The organism is Glycomyces algeriensis (assembly GCF_027622855.1).
Taxonomy (GTDB): Bacteria; Actinomycetota; Actinomycetes; order Mycobacteriales; family Micromonosporaceae; genus Glycomyces; species Glycomyces algeriensis.
In genome coordinates, this window is record NZ_JAPZVR010000002.1 from 212,104 (window position 1) to 229,024 (window position 16,921).

General features: G+C 66.8%; 16 protein-coding genes and 4 tRNA genes. 12 read left to right on the plus strand and 8 right to left on the minus strand.

Annotation, left to right across the window (positions count from 1 at the left end; all coding sequences use genetic code 11):
- The first annotated feature begins 111 nt into the window (after positions 1-111).
- The 4 genes from O2L52_RS04175 to O2L52_RS04190 all read left to right on the plus strand — a co-directional run bounded on the left by O2L52_RS04175 (position 112) and on the right by O2L52_RS04190 (position 3,749).
- Positions 112-450, plus strand: a complete 339-nt coding sequence (locus O2L52_RS04175) for an ArsR/SmtB family transcription factor (RefSeq protein ID WP_270114069.1) — start codon at positions 112-114, stop codon at positions 448-450.
- Entirely contained in the window at positions 450-695 is a 246-nt protein-coding gene (locus tag O2L52_RS04180) for a hypothetical protein (RefSeq protein ID WP_270114070.1), read from the plus strand. Before O2L52_RS04175 ends, O2L52_RS04180 begins: the two co-directional genes overlap by 1 nt.
- A 74-nt stretch (positions 696-769) precedes the next feature.
- Positions 770-3,154, plus strand: coding sequence for a phosphoketolase family protein (locus O2L52_RS04185; RefSeq protein ID WP_270114071.1), 2,385 nt, complete (start codon positions 770-772; stop codon positions 3,152-3,154).
- Positions 3,155-3,260: 106 nt separating this feature from the next.
- On the plus strand, positions 3,261-3,749 hold the full coding sequence (locus O2L52_RS04190; protein ID WP_270114072.1) for a DUF4188 domain-containing protein: 489 nt from the start codon (positions 3,261-3,263) through the stop codon (positions 3,747-3,749).
- Between the two features lie 6 nt (positions 3,750-3,755).
- On the opposite strand, the gene O2L52_RS04195 is transcribed toward O2L52_RS04190, so the two are convergent.
- Complete coding sequence (locus tag O2L52_RS04195) at positions 3,756-4,730, minus strand: phosphotransferase family protein (RefSeq protein WP_270114073.1); 975 nt, start codon at positions 4,728-4,730, stop codon at positions 3,756-3,758.
- Between the two features lie 119 nt (positions 4,731-4,849).
- Here O2L52_RS04195 and O2L52_RS04200 point away from each other — a divergent pair, with 119 nt between their 5' ends.
- Together O2L52_RS04200 and O2L52_RS04205 are read left to right on the plus strand one after the other, a co-directional pair.
- Positions 4,850-5,350, plus strand: coding sequence for a GNAT family N-acetyltransferase (locus O2L52_RS04200; RefSeq protein WP_270114074.1), 501 nt, complete (start codon positions 4,850-4,852; stop codon positions 5,348-5,350).
- A gap of 99 nt (positions 5,351-5,449) precedes the next feature.
- Positions 5,450-5,953 (plus strand): Hsp20/alpha crystallin family protein, encoded by a 504-nt coding sequence (locus O2L52_RS04205; RefSeq protein WP_270114076.1) that lies wholly within the window; start codon positions 5,450-5,452, stop codon positions 5,951-5,953.
- Positions 5,954-6,008: 55 nt separating this feature from the next.
- Here the strand turns inward: O2L52_RS04205 and O2L52_RS04210 are convergent, their stop codons facing one another.
- Both O2L52_RS04210 and O2L52_RS04215 read right to left on the minus strand, forming a co-directional pair.
- Positions 6,009-6,839 carry a UdgX family uracil-DNA binding protein gene (locus O2L52_RS04210; protein WP_333490214.1) on the minus strand — a complete coding sequence of 277 codons (831 nt, stop codon included), beginning with the start codon at positions 6,837-6,839 and terminating at the stop codon, positions 6,009-6,011.
- Positions 6,822-6,895: transfer RNA gene (locus O2L52_RS04215), tRNA-Cys, on the minus strand. The genes O2L52_RS04210 and O2L52_RS04215 overlap by 18 nt, the downstream gene beginning before the upstream one ends.
- 787 nt (positions 6,896-7,682) lie before the next feature.
- On the opposite strand from O2L52_RS04215, the gene O2L52_RS04220 reads away from it, so the two are divergent.
- Complete coding sequence (locus O2L52_RS04220) at positions 7,683-9,035, plus strand: hypothetical protein (RefSeq protein WP_270114077.1); 1,353 nt, start codon at positions 7,683-7,685, stop codon at positions 9,033-9,035.
- A gap of 34 nt (positions 9,036-9,069) precedes the next feature.
- Here O2L52_RS04220 and cutA read toward each other — a convergent pair whose 3' ends face one another.
- The gene (gene cutA / locus O2L52_RS04225) at positions 9,070-9,411 is read right to left on the minus strand and encodes a divalent-cation tolerance protein CutA (protein ID WP_270114078.1); all 342 of its coding nucleotides are present in this window, start codon (positions 9,409-9,411) and stop codon (positions 9,070-9,072) included.
- Complete coding sequence (locus O2L52_RS04230; protein ID WP_270114079.1) at positions 9,412-10,113, minus strand: helix-turn-helix transcriptional regulator; 702 nt, start codon at positions 10,111-10,113, stop codon at positions 9,412-9,414. It lies immediately after the preceding gene.
- Positions 10,114-10,218: 105 nt separating this feature from the next.
- Between O2L52_RS04230 and O2L52_RS04235 the strand changes: the two genes are divergently transcribed.
- Genes O2L52_RS04235 through O2L52_RS04250 form a run of 4 tightly spaced genes read left to right on the plus strand, consistent with a single transcriptional unit; the run spans position 10,219 to position 13,962 of the window.
- Positions 10,219-10,770 (plus strand): hypothetical protein, encoded by a 552-nt coding sequence (locus tag O2L52_RS04235; protein ID WP_270114080.1) that lies wholly within the window; start codon positions 10,219-10,221, stop codon positions 10,768-10,770.
- Entirely contained in the window at positions 10,767-11,381 is a 615-nt protein-coding gene (locus O2L52_RS04240) for a hypothetical protein (protein ID WP_270114081.1), read from the plus strand. Before O2L52_RS04235 ends, O2L52_RS04240 begins: the two co-directional genes overlap by 4 nt.
- Entirely contained in the window at positions 11,381-12,748 is a 1,368-nt protein-coding gene (locus tag O2L52_RS04245) for a replication initiator (RefSeq protein ID WP_270114082.1), read from the plus strand. The genes O2L52_RS04240 and O2L52_RS04245 overlap by 1 nt, the downstream gene beginning before the upstream one ends.
- Positions 12,745-13,962, plus strand: coding sequence for a site-specific integrase (locus O2L52_RS04250; RefSeq protein WP_270114084.1), 1,218 nt, complete (start codon positions 12,745-12,747; stop codon positions 13,960-13,962). The genes O2L52_RS04245 and O2L52_RS04250 overlap by 4 nt, the downstream gene beginning before the upstream one ends.
- A 139-nt stretch (positions 13,963-14,101) precedes the next feature.
- Here the strand turns inward: O2L52_RS04250 and O2L52_RS04255 are convergent.
- The 3 genes from O2L52_RS04255 to O2L52_RS04265 all read right to left on the minus strand — a co-directional run bounded on the left by O2L52_RS04255 (position 14,102) and on the right by O2L52_RS04265 (position 14,357).
- A tRNA-Cys gene (locus O2L52_RS04255) sits at positions 14,102-14,175 on the minus strand.
- A gap of 10 nt (positions 14,176-14,185) precedes the next feature.
- Positions 14,186-14,260: transfer RNA gene (locus tag O2L52_RS04260), tRNA-Val, on the minus strand.
- A 24-nt stretch (positions 14,261-14,284) separates the two neighbouring features.
- A tRNA-Gly gene (locus O2L52_RS04265) sits at positions 14,285-14,357 on the minus strand.
- A gap of 136 nt (positions 14,358-14,493) precedes the next feature.
- Between O2L52_RS04265 and O2L52_RS04270 the strand changes: the two genes are divergently transcribed.
- On the plus strand, positions 14,494-16,833 hold the full coding sequence (locus tag O2L52_RS04270; protein ID WP_270114085.1) for a Tex family protein: 2,340 nt from the start codon (positions 14,494-14,496) through the stop codon (positions 16,831-16,833).
- The last annotated feature ends 88 nt before the right edge of the window (positions 16,834-16,921 follow it).

Genomic DNA, 16,921 nt, shown 5'->3' on the forward strand with positions numbered 1-16,921 from the left:
GATTCTTCAGGCCCGTGCCGGAGAGGGCAATCGGTTTACCCGGCGGGTCCGGGTCCTCGCGCGGTGCCGATATGTGTCAGACTTTTCTGACATACGACAAGGATGGTTGTCATGGAGCCCGAGGAGCTGACCGGCGCGGCCCTGCTCGCGGCCTGCTCGGCCCTGGCGAACCCGCACCGCCTGCGCATCCTCGGGGCGCTCGCGGACGGGCGGCAGTACGTGAGCCTCCTGGCCCGCCAGCTGGGGATGAGCCGCCCGCTGCTCCACATGCACCTGCAGAAGCTCCAGTCCGCGGGCCTGGTGAAAGGGTCGCTGGAGCTCTCGGAGGACGGCCGTGCCGTCAAGTACTTCGAGGCGGTCCCGTTCACGCTGCAGGTCTCCCCGCAGATCGTCAAGGCGGCACTGCCGACCCTGCCCGTACCGGGCGACCACGGAAAGGAAACAGACTGATGTCCATGGGACAAGCCGGAATGCTGTTCGTATTCGGATTCGCCTTCCTGATCGCCGCGATCATGATCGTCTCGATGCTCGTCTGGGCGTCGACGAAGAAGGCGCAGGCGTCCGCCGCCCGCGAGGCGAACTACCGCGAGCTGGCGGCGAAGGCCGGCGAGGACTCGGCGGAGATCAAGGCCTCCCTCGCGGAGCTCAAGGGCCGCTTGGCGTCTGTGGAGCGGATGCTCAAAGAGGTCGAGTGACCGCGGTGTCCGCGCTTGCGAGGAATTCCCGCGAATCACGGTTAAGGCGCGCCTGATACGGCACCCTCGGACGCATGGACACGACGCAATCCGGCCTCGCCACCGCGCCGCTCGGCCACGAAGAGCTGGCCCGCATCGACGCCTACTGGCGGGCCGCCAACTACCTCACCGTCGGCCAGATCTACCTGCTCGACAACCCCCTGCTCAGGGAGTCCCTGCGCCCCGAGCACATCAAGCCGCGCCTGCTCGGCCACTGGGGCACCAGCCCCGGCCTGAGCCTGATCTATGCGCACCTGAACCGCTGCATCACCGCCCGCGGCCTCGACATGATCTACGTGACCGGCCCCGGCCACGGCGGCCCCGCGATCGTCGCCAACACCTGGCTCGAGGGCACCTACCCGGAGCTGCACCCCTCGGTCAACCACTCCGAAGAGGGCATGAAGCAGCTGTTCCGCCAGTTCTCCTTCCCCGGCGGCATCCCCTCCCACGTCGCCGCCGAGGTCCCCGGCTCGATCCACGAGGGCGGCGAACTCGGCTACGCGCTCTCGCACGCCTACGGCGCCGCGTTCGACAACCCGGACCTGACCGTGGCCTGCGTCGTGGGCGACGGCGAGGCCGAGACCGGCCCGCTCGCCGGCTCGTGGTTCTCGAACGTGTTCCTCAATCCCGTCTCCGACGGCACGGTCCTGCCGATCCTGCACCTCAACGGCTACAAGATCGCCAACCCGACGATCTTCGCGCGCATCTCCGACGAGGACCGCATGTCGTTCTTCCGCGGCGTCGGCTACGAGCCGTTCCTGGTCGAGGGCGACGACCCCGAAAGCGTCCACCAGCTCATGGCCGCCACATTGGACGCGTGCTTCGACCGGATCGCCGAGATCCGCGCCGACGCGCGCCGCAGCGCGAATGGGAAACCGGTCCGCCCGCGCTGGCCGATGGTCATCCTGCGGACCCCGAAGGGCTGGACCGGTCCGGCCGAAGTGGACGGCGTGCCCGTCGCGGGCACCTGGCGCGCCCACCAGGTGCCGCTCTCAGGGGTGCGCACCAATCCCGAGCACCTGGAGATGCTCGAGGCGTGGATGCGCTCGTACCGGCCCGAGGAGCTGTTCGACGCCACCGGCAAGCCCGCTGCCGAGATCCTCGACCTGCATCCCGAAGGCGCGCAGCGCATGAGCGCCAACCCGCACGCGAACGGCGGCCTCCTCCTGCGCGACCTCGTGCTGCCCGACTACCGCGAGTACGGCCAGGAGACCGAGGGCCACGGCCGCACCACCGGCGAGGCGACGAAGGTGCTCGGCAAGTGGCTGCGCGACGTCATCAGCGCCAACCCGGACCGGTTCCGGCTCTTCGGGCCCGACGAGGTCGAGTCGAACCGGCTCGGCGCGGCCTTCGAGACCACCGACAGGCAGTGGCAGGCCGACATCTACCCCACGGACGAGCACCAGGCCCCGCACGGACGGGTCATGGAGGCCCTCTCGGAGCACCTGTGCGAAGGCTGGCTCGAGGGCTACCTCCTCACCGGGCGGCACGGCCTGTTCACCAGCTACGAGGCGTTCATCCACATCGTCGACTCGATGTTCAACCAGCACGCGAAGTGGCTCGACTCCTCCGCCGCGATCCCGTGGCGCCGGCCGATCGCCTCGCTCAACTACCTGCTGTCGAGCCACGTGTGGCGCCAGGACCACAACGGCTTCTCGCACCAGGACCCCGGGTTCATCGACCACGTGATGAACAAGAAGGCCGACATCGTGCGCGTCTACCTCCCTCCGGACGCCAACACCCTCCTGTCCACGATGGACCACTGCCTGCGCAGCCGCCAGTACGTGAACGTCGTGGTCGCCGGGAAGCAGCCCGCGCTCCAGTACACGAGCATGGACGAGGCGGTGCGCCATTGCGAACGGGGCCTGGGCATCTGGGAGTGGGCCTCCACCGACGGCGGCCAGTCGCCCGACGTCGTGCTCGCCTGCGCCGGTGACGCGCCCACATTGGAGGTCCTGGCCGCCGCCGACATCCTGCGCCAGGCCCTGCCGCGGCTGCGGGTGCGCGTGGTCAACGTCGTCGACCTCATGCGGCTCCAGCCCGAGACCGAGCACCCGCACGGCCTCGGCGACCGCGAGTTCGACACGATATTCACCTCCGACAAGCCGGTCCTGTTCGCCTTCCACGGCTACCCGACGCTCATCCACCGGCTCACGTACCGCCGCACCAACCACGACAACATCCACGTGCGCGGCTACAAGGAGGAGGGCACCACGACCACCCCGTTCGACATGGTCATGCTCAACGACCTCGACCGGTTCCGCCTCGTCATCGACGTCATCGACCGCGTGCCCGGACTCGGCGAGAACGCCGCGGGCCTGCGGCAGCGGATGGAGGACGCCAGGCACGCCGCCCGCGAGCACACCCGCACCCACGGCGAGGACCTGCCCGACGTCGCCGAGTGGCAGTGGCCGCACTAGAAGCGAAGCGGCACAGGCAGACCCGTCCAGCGGCTTGACATCAGGTGAACACGCTTCGTTAGTCTCTAAGGGGAGGCATGCTCGCAACCCCTTGGGAGGACTGCACGTGGCGAAGGTCAGGCCCGGTCGCGTCGTGGTCGACTACGAGGACGACCTCGTGGTCTTCACCGTCGGCATGCGCATCAACAAGTTCTGGAAGTTCCGCAAGTGGGTGCCGGTGTTCGCGTCGATGCCGAAGATGCTCCGGGAACTCCACGCCGACCCCGAGCTCGGCCTGCTCGACTCGCGGACGATGATCGGCGGCCGCGTGATCATGGTCGTCCAGTACTGGCGCAGCGAGGAGCACCTGGAGCACTACGCGCACTCGCAGGTGCACGCCCACCGCGGCTTCTGGAAGTGGTTCAACCGCAACGTGAAGAGCAACGGCGAGGTCGGCCTGTGGCACGAGCTCTACAAGGTCCGCGCCGGCGAGTACGACACCTCGTACATCAACATGCCGCCGTACGGCCTCGCCCGCGCCACGAAGGAGCGGGACGCGACCCGCACCGACCCCGACGACCACGACCACGAGCACTCGGCGGGCGCCGCCCACTGAGGACGCTCAGCCCTCCAGGATCGCGAGGTTCTTGAGGAGGCTCTCGGTCGACCAGCCGCGCTGGTGGGCGGTCAGCTCCTCGTCGAAGCCGCGCACGTCGCACTCGGCGATGAGGATGAGCATCAGGTAGATCCGGTAGAGGGCGAGCCGGCGCTCCTCCCCCGCGGTCATCGGCCGGCCCAGGAACCCCTCGACGGACGCCGCCTGCTCCTCCTCGGAGCCGAACGTGAGCGAGACGATCTCGGCGACCGGGTCGCCGTAGAAGGCCCGCTCGCCGTCGATGAACGCCTCGACCCGCCAACCGGACTCGCCCTTGACGACGAAGATGTTGCCGTCCCACAGGTCGAAGTGGACGAGCGCGGGCCGGTCCACCTCGTCGAGCAGGTCCTTCTCGGCGGCGACGGCCGCACGGATCTCCTCGACCGGGCGCGGCAGCGGCGAGCCGTTCTCGGCGATGTCCGCGAGGACGTCGTCGATCATCGCCAGGAACGACGCGGACCAGGTGTCGGCGACCGTGCGGCCGCTCTTGCGCGGGTACCCGAACCGCTCCCCGGTGACGGTGGCGAACCGGGCGCTCAAGGCCCCGGCCTCGCGCCGCACGGCCAGGAACTCGGCGTCGGACATGTCGGCCCGGGCGTTCGGGAGCGTCACGCCCTCGAGCCGGTTGATGATCATCACGCCGCCCTCGGGATCGCCGTAGTGCAGCGCCGGCATCGGCACGCCCGCGGCGAGCCCCCGTTCGAAGCACTCGATCTCGGTGGCCATGAGGTCGACCTCGTACCGCAGCAGCTTGTGCGCCTTGTCCGGGGCGACCTTGACGACCACGTGGCGGCCGTCGGCCAGTTCGAGGGCGTGGGCGGCGTTGAAGAAGCCGTCCTTGAACTCCTCATGGCCGACGAACTCGACGGCACCCGGCAGGTGCTTGCTGACGATGGCCTCGACGGCGGCGCGGTCGAGCTTGGGGCGGATGGCGATCTCCATCGCGCCATTCTGGGGCCCGGCGGCGGGCCGCGCAATCGGGTATTCGTGCGGCTCTTGCCTAGTGGGACGAGCGCGCATAGCGTGGAAGGCCGCACGCGAAGGGACGAAGGAGGCGCTTCATGGACACACCGCGACTGCGCAGGCTGCAGCCGGGCGACCTCGGCTGGATCGTCTACAGCCAGGGCAAGGGGTACTGGCAGCAGCTCGGCTGGAACGAGGAGTACGAGGCGCTCGTCGCGCGGATCGTCGCCGACTACGCCGAGCGGCACGACCCCGCCCGGGAGGCGGGCTGGATCGCCGAGCTGAACGGCGAGCCGGTCGGGTCGATCCTGTGCGTGGACGCGGGCGACCAGGTCGCCAAGCTGCGGCTGCTGTGGGTCGAGCCGTCCGCGCGCGGGCACGGCGTCGGCGGGACGCTGGTGCGCCAGTGCGTCGACTTCGCCCGCGAGGCCGGGTACCTGTCGATGACGCTCTGGACCATGAGCCTCCTCGACGCGGCCCGGCGGCTGTACGAGGAGGCCGGATTCTCGCTCGTGAGCGAGCAACCGGTGCGGATGTTCGGCAAGGACGACCTGGTCAACCAGGTGTGGGACCTGCCGCTGCGCGACAGCAGCGCGTGATCCGGACCACGGCGGAAATATCCGGATCGGGCCGGGCGTCGTATAGGTCGTTAGCACTCTCCACCACCGAGTGCTAATCCTGAGGAAGGAGACAGCACCATGATCGTTCGCTACCAGCACCCTTACGCGGCCTTCCGGCAGCTCGACCGCGAGTTCGAGCGCCTGGCCCGAGCCGGCTTCGGCCAGCGCTCGGTTCAGTACACGCTTCGGTCCGACATCTACACCGAAGGCGAGGACCTCGTGGTCACCGCCGCGGTTCCGGGTGTGAGCCCTGAGGACGTCACCGTCGAGCTCGAGGGCCGCCGCCTCTCCATCACCGCCGAGCGCCGCCAGCGCGAAGCGGCCGAGGGCGACCGCTACCTCGTGCGGGGTCTCGCCGGCGGCACGTTCCGCCGCGAGTTCCAGCTTCGCGAGGGCGTCACCGCCGACCAGCTCAGCGCTGCGGTCGCCGACGGCATCCTGACGATTCGCATCGCAGGGGCCGTGAAGCCGGCGCCGCAGGCGCAGCGCATCCCGATCAACGGCGTCGAGCCTGCGATCGAGGGCGAGGCGGTCGAAGGCGAGGCAGCCGAGTCTGAGGCGACGTCCGAGGACGCCGCCTAAGCCGACACGCCGACGGCCCCAGGGGATTCCCTTGGGGCCGTTGTCGTCTCCGCGGTCAGCGGTGCCCGGCGCCGACGGTCTCGGCGGCCTTGGCGAGGTCGGCGATGAACCGGGACAGGGCCTCGTCGCGGTCGTCGCCCGAGAGGCGGATGACCGCCGAAGGGTGGACGGTGGCCAGGAACTCGCACGGCTCGTCGAGCTCGGCGAGGTCCAGGTCGAACAGCTCGCCGCGCTGGGTGCTGACGCGGAAGCCGGTCCCCATGAGCGACTGCGCCGCGGTCGCGCCGAGAGCGACCACGAGGTCGGGCTTGACCGCGTTCAGCTCGGCGATCAGCCAGGGCCGGCACGCGACCGCCTCGCCGCGGGTCGGCTTCTTGTGCAGGCGGCGGTTCCCGCGTTCGACGTGCTCGAACTTGAAGTGCTTGACCGCGTTGGTGAGGTAGATCCGGGACCGCTCGATGCCGGCCTCCTCGAGCGCCTGGTCGAGCAGCCGCCCGGCCGGGCCGACGAACGGCTCGCCCTCCTGGTCCTCGACATCGCCCGGCTGCTCCCCCACCAGGAAGAGGCGGGCCTTCGCGGGTCCTTCGCCGAAGACGGTCTGGGTGGCCTCGCGGTACAGGTCGCAGCCCTCGCAGGACCGGGCCGCCTTGCGCAGCTCGGTGATGCCGCCCGTCTCGGGCACCCACGCCTGGGCGCCGGGATGCCGTGCCGCCATGTCGCCACCTGCCGATCGAGTCGAGCGCTCAAGGCGTTCGGATACCCGGGCACTGCGGCCGCGAACCGCTTTCGCGGTCCGGAGAGGATGCCGCGCCTCTTGCAGCGAATAGCGAAAAGGGCCCGGATTCCGGGCCCTTTCGCAAAGATCGAATGGAGGTGGGTACGGGATTCGAACCCGTGTGCACGGCTTTGCAGGCCGTTACCTAACCACTCGGACAACCCACCATGATGTGAAAAAAGCCCAGGCCTTGCGAACCTGGGCCTTTCACTTCGGTGGACGATACTGGGATTGAACCAGTGACCTCTCCCGTGTCAGGCAATTATTACCCACCTAGATGTCCGTTTCGGAGAACGTTTCCGCAGCTAGAGACCGGTTAGCGACGGTGGTTGTCGGTGGTTGTTGGCTGTTGTTTTCCGCTGTTGTCCGCTGGTGTCGGCTCCCTTAACGGCTCCCCAGAACCATCCATAATGCTCTTTGGAGCCGGGCTCGATCGGACTCGCCACCTTGCCGCAGCCGACGCTTGCGGCGGCAAGTAGCCCTCGTTGATCCTGCGGTGGTGCCGCCGACCGCCACGGTCCGCTGCCACGACGGCGGCTGACTACGTTCGTGTCGACCTTGGCTGAGACGGTGAACGGGGCTACGTCGGGCTCGACGCTCGCTGAACAGCCGCCTGCGGGTCGGGCACTCCACGGTCTCCTCGTCGCTGCCCTGGCGCCCCTGCGCCCACCCGGCCCGGCGTCCTGCTTCATGCCGGCCGTTCTGCTTCTGGTCCGCCTCGCTGGCGCCGCCGCCGCCCGCGGAACGGCCGGAGGCCGCACGCCCCGGGCGAGCGGCGCGCGCCAGGCGCGCGAAGCGCGCCCTTGATGATGTATAGAAAGTTTGAACACGCACGCCAGGGCGCCATCGAGCCAGGACTTCCAGGGAACGAGAGAACTGCAGCTGCCGGAGTCAGGAGCTAGAAGCGTTGAGCAATCCCCATATCGGCATGAGCAATTGCGGTAAAATCTCCTGATGGCAAACACTCTTGAACCGTCCGAGGTTCGCACAGGTCATCTAATTGATCCCAAGTCTGGCATTCCATTCCAAACCTGCACTCTTAGGCATGAGCCCGGGCAAGGGGTTCTCCTGTCTATTCCATACTTGAACGGTGACCCGCAATTTGCAAAAATTGAGAACTGGTTCTCAAATCAGGATCCTCCAAAGTCACTCATTTACCGGGACGACAAGGGATCAGTAACTCTTTCAGGCGTTCGCTGGCGAGGACATGGGCACTTTGGCTACACTTTGGGGCGATTGGGCGCGGATGTAGCAATATTCGAATATCCACGTCAGCTGAAGAACGAATACAAACTTGCACGAGTTCAGTCACGCATCGACGGCCTCAATGAATTCAGTCGGTTTCAATCCATCAACCATGTCGGTTCTTTTGAAGATGGAGTTTACAAGTCTGTAGTAACAGTCAAGGCCGTTGAAAAAATGGTGGTACGACATGGCGGGTTCACGTACATATTTCGGGCTGTTGTTCCTGGTGAGAACCGCCATAGCGTCTCTGGATCGAGATTTTCAGCTAAATCAGATACCGTTATTGAAACCAATAAGAGTCGTGGCGCGACCATGGACGAGCATATCGTGGCGCAATGGCCTATCCGCGCACTCTTGATTCTTGCGCATGGATCCGAGCAGTACTGGCGTGAGCACAAGATTCTGGATGACCAGTTCCCAGTTTGGATGATCTCAGGAGAAATCAAGGGTCCGATGTACGTCCCAGTTCGATTCCGCCGCACAATCCGCGATACAGAGCAACCAGAGAGACTCGATGGCGATAACTCATTTCCCGCATTTCAACTCCAGGACCTGGGGACTCGAGGACTCTTGCGGTGGCTAAAACTGTATGACGACGAAAACTTCAGAAGAGCGATTGAGCCCGTAGTCGAAGTCATCAATGGGGCATCGAATTTCCTGGAGCCACAAGTGCTAATGACGGTTATGGGCCTTGAGGCGATGGGCTACTTTCGGAATCCGAAGAAGGCGTCTTTGGAGGCTCATGTTAAGCGCTGCGTGGAAGCCACTAGAGTCAACTGGAGCGATATCGGCCGTAAATCTGGCATCGCACAGGCAATCGCAAGGGTGAATAATGACTTGAAGCATCCAGATCGACAGGCGCGCCCCAACGGACTAGAACTGAACCTCATTGCGAGCTTGTCTAAAACAATCATGCGATTGCAAATGATTGAGCTATTGGGTCTTCCGAAATCCCAATATGAGAGAATATCCAATTCAATGGGCGTGATCCACACCAAAGAACTATTCAGGCTTAACGGTGTCCGAATTACGTCTGGCGGAAACTTCGTAGATACGCCCTAAAAGGCATACACACAAGGCTTGGGTATTCATTTGTTCACCGCGGACCAGTTGAGGAAGAATCCTTTGTTTCCGTTAGAACCCATGCGTGGTAGTCGGGGCTGGCTTGATCGATCGCGGTTGCGAGTACACAAGGAACCTCGTAAGGGTGCTCCTGGTTGACAATCTTGATGATCTCGGAGACCAGTGATCGGCGAGTGTGGAGCATGACGCGGGCTTCGGGCTCGTCGTGGACTTGGCCGTCCCAGCGGTAGATGGAGCGGATCTCGACGAGGTTGTGTCCGCAAGCGGCTAGGCGCTCCTCGACCAGCTTGCGCGTGAACTCGGCGAGCCAGGCGGCATCGGGGGCCGTGATCGTCACTTCGCAGATGGGCTGCACTTAGGACTCCTCCTGATTGAGGTCTGCGATCAGTGCTCGTGCTTCGGCCTCGCTGCGCGCAATGGCGCCCCAGCCGGTGCGGATGCTGCCGTCGTAGCTCATGCCGACCCAGCGGCCCTTCATGTGGACGCCGTGGGGGTGGACGGTGAAGTAGAAGGTGCCCTTCGAACGCACCGCTCCGTCATCGGCGGCGTACCAGCCGATGAGGACTTCGTTGTCCCACAGGCGAAGTTCGCCCTTCCAGTGGTATCCGCCGTCCTCGACTGCGATGCCGCGGGTCGTGGTCTCGATGCGGAGCTGCTCTCCCTGCTGGCGGATCTCGACTTCCTGGGCCGTGATGACTTCCTCGAAGTCTTTCGAGGTCTGCCAGCTGGTCCACCAGCTTCCGGAAAGGTCGACGCGGTGGGTGGCGAGTCCGGCGAGTTCATCGACAGAGATGCCGAGGGCCTTGGCGATCTTCACTGCGACAGGCAGTGTCGGGTGAGATTCGCCCGCCTCGTAGCGCCGGATCTGGCGTGCCTCGACGCCGGCCAGCTTCCCGAGCGCGGCTTGCGAGAGTCCTCGTTCCTCGCGCTTCTCCTGGATGATTTCGTTCATCTCCACGGTTTCAGCTCCCCCCAGAAGAGGACCTTCTTGTCCTCTAGCAGGGACTTTACCGTCTTCTTGAAAGAGGTCATTTCCGTCCTTGACGCGGTCGTTCATGTCCCCTAGTATAGGGACATAAACGTCCTCCCGCAAGGACGAGAAAGCCCCAACGAGCTGTCACTCGTCAGGGCTGGATTCCTCAGATTTTGCCAAGGAGATCAGATGTCCTCCCACGCTATCAAGAACCTGACTCGGAAGTCCATGCCTTCCTGCTCACAGGCTTCGGGCTGCTGGTGCGGCTGCGGCGAGTGCTTCACCGCCACCGGCTGCGACTGCTCGAACCTCGCCGATGTCTTCGACCGTGGCGGGATGACCGCTGCTCTCTACTCCTCGTCGGCTTCGACCCGCGACCTCGAAGCGATGGTCTCGATCTCCGAGATCGAGTCCTACGCCATGGAGTCCATCGACGCCTTCGGCATCGACGCGTTCGCGGGCCGGATCTCGGACGTGTCCGAGCAGACCGAGAACCGCTCCCGGTGGGAGGCCGCGCAGATGGCCGGGGACACCTGGTGGCACAACGCGGTCCACAACCCGCCCCGGAAGAGGGTCGCTCCGCCCGTCGGGCAGCCCTGCCGCGAAGGCTTCATTGCGGCGGCGCGGGAGAAGATGGCGCGCGGCGAGATCGATTCGCTCGGGCTCGGTCCGACCACGACTGAGCAGGCGTTCGGGCACCTGCGCGGCTCCGGCCTCAACCTCGACATGATCGGGCTGTGATCGCCATGAGCATGCTCGAAGCGACCACCCTGCACACCACCGAACCCGTTGCCTCCGAAGCGGACCGCGACCGCGCGGCCATGCCGGAACCGGGCTGCCCCGGCTTCGACGCCTGGGTCCAGGCCGAGACCGACCGGATGCGGCAAGCGGCCCTCGACGCCGCCGCTCTCGCTGTCGCGACGGCCCCTCAGATCACTCATGAAGCGGTCATGACCGGCCGGTTCTCCGGTGAGTACGCGGAGGCCCTGTCGGCCCTGGCGCTCGTCGAGGGCATGACCACTGCGAAGGTGACCGGCCTGGTCCGTGTCGCGATGATGTCGGCGCTGTATCTGGCTGACTGCAAGGTCGCCGATCTGCGCGCGGCCCGCGAACCCGCCGAGATCACCGCCCTGGCCGCTCCCGTGGTTGACCGGCTCGGGTACCGGCACCTGATCAACCTGCACTACCGCGAAGCGGGGGATATCCGGCAGGGCAATCCCAGCACCGTGTTCCCCAAGGAAGGGCGGTACGGCGCGGCCGTGGATGCGGCGTACCGGTGGGACTGGCAGCAGATGCCCGAGGAGTGGATCGCCGAGCAGCGCCGCGCGGTGGGCGGGAAGGCCCGGGGTTGATGGGCGCCGCTGTGGCGGCCACCGGCGGGGACCGGGAGCTAGTGCAGTTGATGCGCTCTCCCGGCTTCGCCTTGTGGCGCAAGAAGGTCAAGTCCGTTCACGGCTGCGCGTCCCCGGTCAAACTGCGCGGCTCCTCCCAGGTCACCCGCCGCTCGGACGGCGCGGTCCTCAAGTCCACGGCCGGGTCGGTCTGGATCCCGTGCGGTACCCGCCGCGAGGCACTGTGCGAGTCATGCTCCCGGTGGTACGCCGAGGACGCCTTCCACCTCATCCGGGCCGGGCTCTGCGGCGACGCCTCCAAGGGCATCACCGCAGACGTGGCCGACCGGCCCCGCTGGTTCGTCACCCTCACCCCGCCGAGCTTCGGCCCGGTCCACTCCCGGATCGTCGGGGCCGGTGGGCGCATGAAGCGGCCCTGCTCCTGCGGGGAATGGCACCGCGAGGCCGACACCCGCCTCGGGCAAGCCCTGGACATGGGCGCCTACGACTTCGAGGCGGCGGTGCTGTGGCAGGCCAACGCCGGGGAGCTGTGGCACCGATTCACGATCAGCCTCAAGCGGGAACTCGCGCGGCTCGGCGGCATCCGCGTTGCCGACCTCCCGAACATGGTGCGGCTGTCGTACTCGAAGGTCGCGGAGTACCAGCGGCGCGGCATGGTCCACTTCCACGCCGCGATCCGCCTGGACGGCCCCGAGGGCGCTACTGCGGCACCTCCGGCGTGGGCCACCAAGGAGGCTCTGGCGACGGCCGTGCGCGCTGCTGCGGCTTCGGCGACGGTCACCACGGGACGCCGTGACGGGACGGTCCTGGATCTCGCCTTCGGGCGCCAGCTGGACCTGCGCGATATCACCGACCGCGCCGATGCCGGCCAAACCGAGGACGAGTCCCGGCAGGTCGCGGCCAGTCGCGTGGCCTCCTACGTCGCGAAGTACGCCACCAAGTCCACCGGCTCGCATGAGGGCCCGGACCGCAAGATCCGCTCGGCGGACGAGATCGAGGACCTGCCGGTGTCGGCGCACCACAAGGCCATGATGCGCACCGCTTGGGAGCTGGGCGGCCTGGAGGCGTATGCCGATCTCAACCTGCGCCGCTGGGCGCACATGCTCGGCTTCCGGGGCCACTTCCTCACCAAGTCGCGCGCCTGGTCGGTCACCCTCGGGGAGCTGCGGGCCATCCGTGCCCGGTTCCGCCTCGCCGAGGTCCTGGCCGAGCTCGAGGTCTCCGAGGACGACGTGCTCGTCGTCAACGACTGGGAGGCCGTCTCCTTCGGGCACGACAACGATGCGGAACGCGAAGTAGCGCAAGCGATTGCAGCATCAATGATCCAAACAAGACAGACGAGACAACTGAAGGATGGCGACCGATGAGCGAGGGGACGGAGAACCCGAAAAGCCGGGCTCGAAAGCAGGCTCGGCGCGGCGATGGCTCGATCTACTGGGACGAGTCGAAGGAGTGCTACGTCGGCTCGATCTCACTGGGGACCGACCCGAAAGGGCGTCGCATCCGTCCGAGCGTCCGGGGCGAATCGGTCAAGGAGGTCCGCCGCAAGCTCAAGGAACTCAAGGACGACTACGCCGACGGGATCGAGCTCGGCGACAAGTACACGGTGGAAGAGGCGGCTCGGGACTGGCTCAAGAGCGGTGTGCGAGGCCGTGAGGACAGCACCATGGAGAACCTGCATTCCTACACCGAGGTGCACATTATCCCCGGTCTCGGCAAGGCCAAGCTGAAGCGTCTGACGGCCGATCAGGTGGACACGTTCCTAGAAAGCCTGACAGACAGGCTTGCGACCAGCACCATTGAGCGGGTGCTGAATACGTTGCGACGCATCATTCGGTTCGCGGAGTCGAGGAACAAGGTTCGCCGGAATGTGGCGCTCCTGGTCGACCCGCCCAAGGGCAAGGAGGGACGTCCTTCCAAGTCGATGACGCTGGTCCAGGCGCAAGCCGTCCTGCGGGCAAGTCGTGGGTCCTGGATCCACCCGTACATTGCGCTCTCCGTGTTCACAGGGGTCCGGACCGAGGAAGCGCGGCCCTTGAAGTGGCAGCACACGCACCTGAACCCGGTCAAAGGCGAGATCTGCTCCTGCGGCGGCAAGCACCCGGAGACGGAGACGCCGCATGTGGAGGTCTGGCGCTCGGTCCGCACCACGAAAGACACCAAGACTCCGAAGAGCCGCCGGACCATCGCACTGCCGGCATATGTGGTGACGATCCTGACGGCCTACCGGATCAAGGACCAAATGGAGCGCGAGGACGCCGGGCGTGGCCGAGAGAAGGTGGAGTACGTCTTCGGAACGGTCAACAACACGGTGCGAGACGCGGCCAACGTCCGGCGTGATCTCCGGAAGATCGTCACCAAGGCCGAGGTGCCTGGAAGTTGGACGCCCCGGGAGCTGCGTCACACCTTCGTCTCACTGATGTCGGACCAAGGCGCGGATGAGGAGCTGATCGCCGATCTCGTCGGCCATGCGAGGACCTCGACAACGCGAACGATCTACCGTCACCAGCTCCGGCCGGTCATTACCAAGGGCGCGGAGCTGCTGGACAAGGCGTTCAGCGAGGGCCTTCTAGAGAGATAGAACGGCTCCCTTTTCGGCTCCTCTGGCCCTCGACAGCAATGCTGCCGGGGGCCTTTTCCATTGACAGAAGTCGATGGAATTCGGCCGGAAACACGTCAGACCACATAGGATTCCTATGTGGTCTGTCGATGAGCGTTTGTGGAGGTGGGTACGGGATTCGAACCCGTGTGCACGGCTTTGCAGGCCGTTACCTAACCACTCGGACAACCCACCGCGAAAAACTTGGTGGACGATACTGGGATTGAACCAGTGACCTCTCCCGTGTCAGGGGAGTGCTCTCCCGCTGAGCTAATCGTCCGGGATAGCGCTCTTTCGAGCTCCGAGCGGACGACCGGGATCGAACCGGCGACCTACACCTTGGCAAGGTGTCGCGCTACCAACTGCGCTACGTCCGCATGTCATTTCCAGTGGCTTTTTCGTTCCCCTGGCGACGGGATAGAACTTTACCCAATGCCCGACCGAGCGTCCACCGGGGGGTCGGGCCTTCCGGCTTCGGGCCATGTTGTCGCAGCGCTCTGGCAGAATCCTCCCGTGGCTCAAGCTATCGATCAACGCATCGCCGAAGAACTCTCGGTCGGCACCCATCAAGTCCGCTCGGCCGTCGCGCTCCTCGACGACGGCTCCACCGTCCCGTTCATCGCCCGGTACCGCAAAGAGGCCACCGGGGGCCTCTCCGACGAGCAGCTGCGCGCCCTCGAGGAGCGCCTGGGTTACCTGCGCGAGTTGGAGGCCCGCCGCAAGGCGGTGCTCGAATCGATCGGCGAGCAGGGCAAACTCACCGATGCGCTCGCCGCGCAGATCGACGCCGCCGACACGAAGGCGCGGCTCGAGGACCTCTACGCGCCCTTCAAGGTGAAGCGCCGCACGAAGGCGCAGATCGCCCGCGAGGCCGGGCTCGAACCCCTCGCGGAACTGCTGCTGAGTGATCCCTCACAGGACCCCGAGAGTGCCGCCGCCGCGTTCGTCGACGCCGCGAAAGAGGTGCCGGACACGGCCGCGGCGCTGGCCGGGGCGCGCGCGATCCTCACCGAGCGGTTCAGCGAGGACGCCGACCTCATCGGCGACCTGCGCGAACGCATGTGGCGGCGGGGCCGGCTGGTCTCGAAGGTCCGCGACGGGGCCGAGGAGAAGGGCGCGAAGTTCTCGGACTACTTCGACTTCTCCGAGACGTTCACCACGCTGCCCTCGCACCGGGTGCTCGCGCTCATGCGCGGCGAGAAGGAGGAGGCGCTCTCACTGGCACTCGAGCCGGGTGGGTCCGAGGTGGACGGTGCCGACTGCGAGGGCGTGATCGCCGCGAAGTTCGGGATCCGGGACGAAGGGCGGCCCGCCGACGCGTGGCTCGCCAAGACCGTCTCGTGGGCGTGGCGCACGCGCATCCTCGTCAAGCTGGGCGTGGACCTGCGGATGCGGCTGTGGCAGCTCGCCGAGGACGAGGCCGTGAAGGTCTTCGCCGCGAACCTGAAGGACCTGCTGCTCGCGGCCCCGGCCGGGCCGAAGACCGTGATGGGGCTCGACCCGGGTTTCCGGACCGGCGTGAAGGTGGCCGTGGTCGACCCCACGGGCAAGGTGCTCGACGCGACCGCGATCATGCCGCACCAGCCGCAGAACCGCTGGGACGCTTCACTGGCGACCCTCGGCGCGCTCGTGGAGAAGCACGGCGTGCAGCTCATCGCGATCGGCAACGGCACGGCCTCCCGCGAGACCGACCGCCTCGCGGCCGACCTCATCAAGGCCGTGAACGGCAAGACCGAGTTGGCGAAGATCGTGGTCTCCGAGGCGGGGGCCTCGATCTACTCGGCGTCGGCGTACGCGACGAAGGAGCTCCCGGGCATGGACGTGTCCCTGCGCGGGGCCGTCTCGATCGCGCGGCGGCTCCAGGACCCGCTCGCGGAGCTGGTGAAGATCGAGCCGAAGCACATCGGCGTCGGCCAGTACCAGCACGACCTGACTGAGTCCAAACTCACCAGATCCCTCGAGGCCGTCGTCGAGGACGCGGTGAACGCGGTCGGCGTGGACCTGAACACCGCTTCCGTCCCGCTCCTGTCGCAGGTGTCAGGGCTCTCCGAGAGCGTGGCCGCGAACATCGTGGCGTACCGCGACGAGCACGGCCGCTTCGCCGACCGGAAGGCGCTCCTGAGCGTGCCCCGCCTGGGCCCCAAGGCCTTCGAGCAGGCCGCCGGGTTCCTCCGGGTCGCCGGCGGGGCCAACCCGCTCGACGCCTCGGCCGTCCACCCCGAGGCCTACCCGGTGGTCGAGCGCATCCTCGCCGCCACGGGCGCGCCGATCGGCGGGCTCGTGGGCGACGCGAAGACGCTGCGCAAGCTCAAGCCCGGCGACTTCGCCGACGACCGCTTCGGCGTGCCGACGGTCTCGGACATCCTCGCCGAGCTCGAGAAGCCCGGCCGGGACCCGCGGCCCGAGTTCAAGGCCGCCACCTTCAAGGAGGGCGTGGAGAAGGTCTCGGATCTCAAGCCCGGGATGCTCCTCGAAGGGGCCGTGACGAACGTCGCGGCCTTCGGGGCGTTCGTCGACATCGGCGTCCACCAGGACGGCCTGGTGCACATCTCGGCGCTCGCCAACCGGTTCGTGTCGGACCCGCGCGAGATCGTCAAGCCCGGCGACGTGGTCAAGGTCAAGGTCGTCTCGGTCGACCTGCAGCGCCAGCGCATCGCGCTCACCATGCGCCTCGACGACGAGGTGGAGGCCGGCGGCGCCGAACCGCGCGGCGGCGGCCAGCGCCAGGGCGGCGGGAGCAAGGGCGGCAAGGGCGGCGGACGCCAGCAGCAGCCGCGCCAGCGCGGCGGCCAGCAGGCGGCCCCGCAGAGCGCGATGGCCGAGGCGCTGCGCCGCGCCGGGCTGACGAAGTAGACCGGAGGACTCCAGGAGCGGCCGGCCGGGGGGGCGGGGGGGGCTGGTAAGCGTGGGGGCGGGGGGGCCCCGGGCGGGAGGGGCCCGA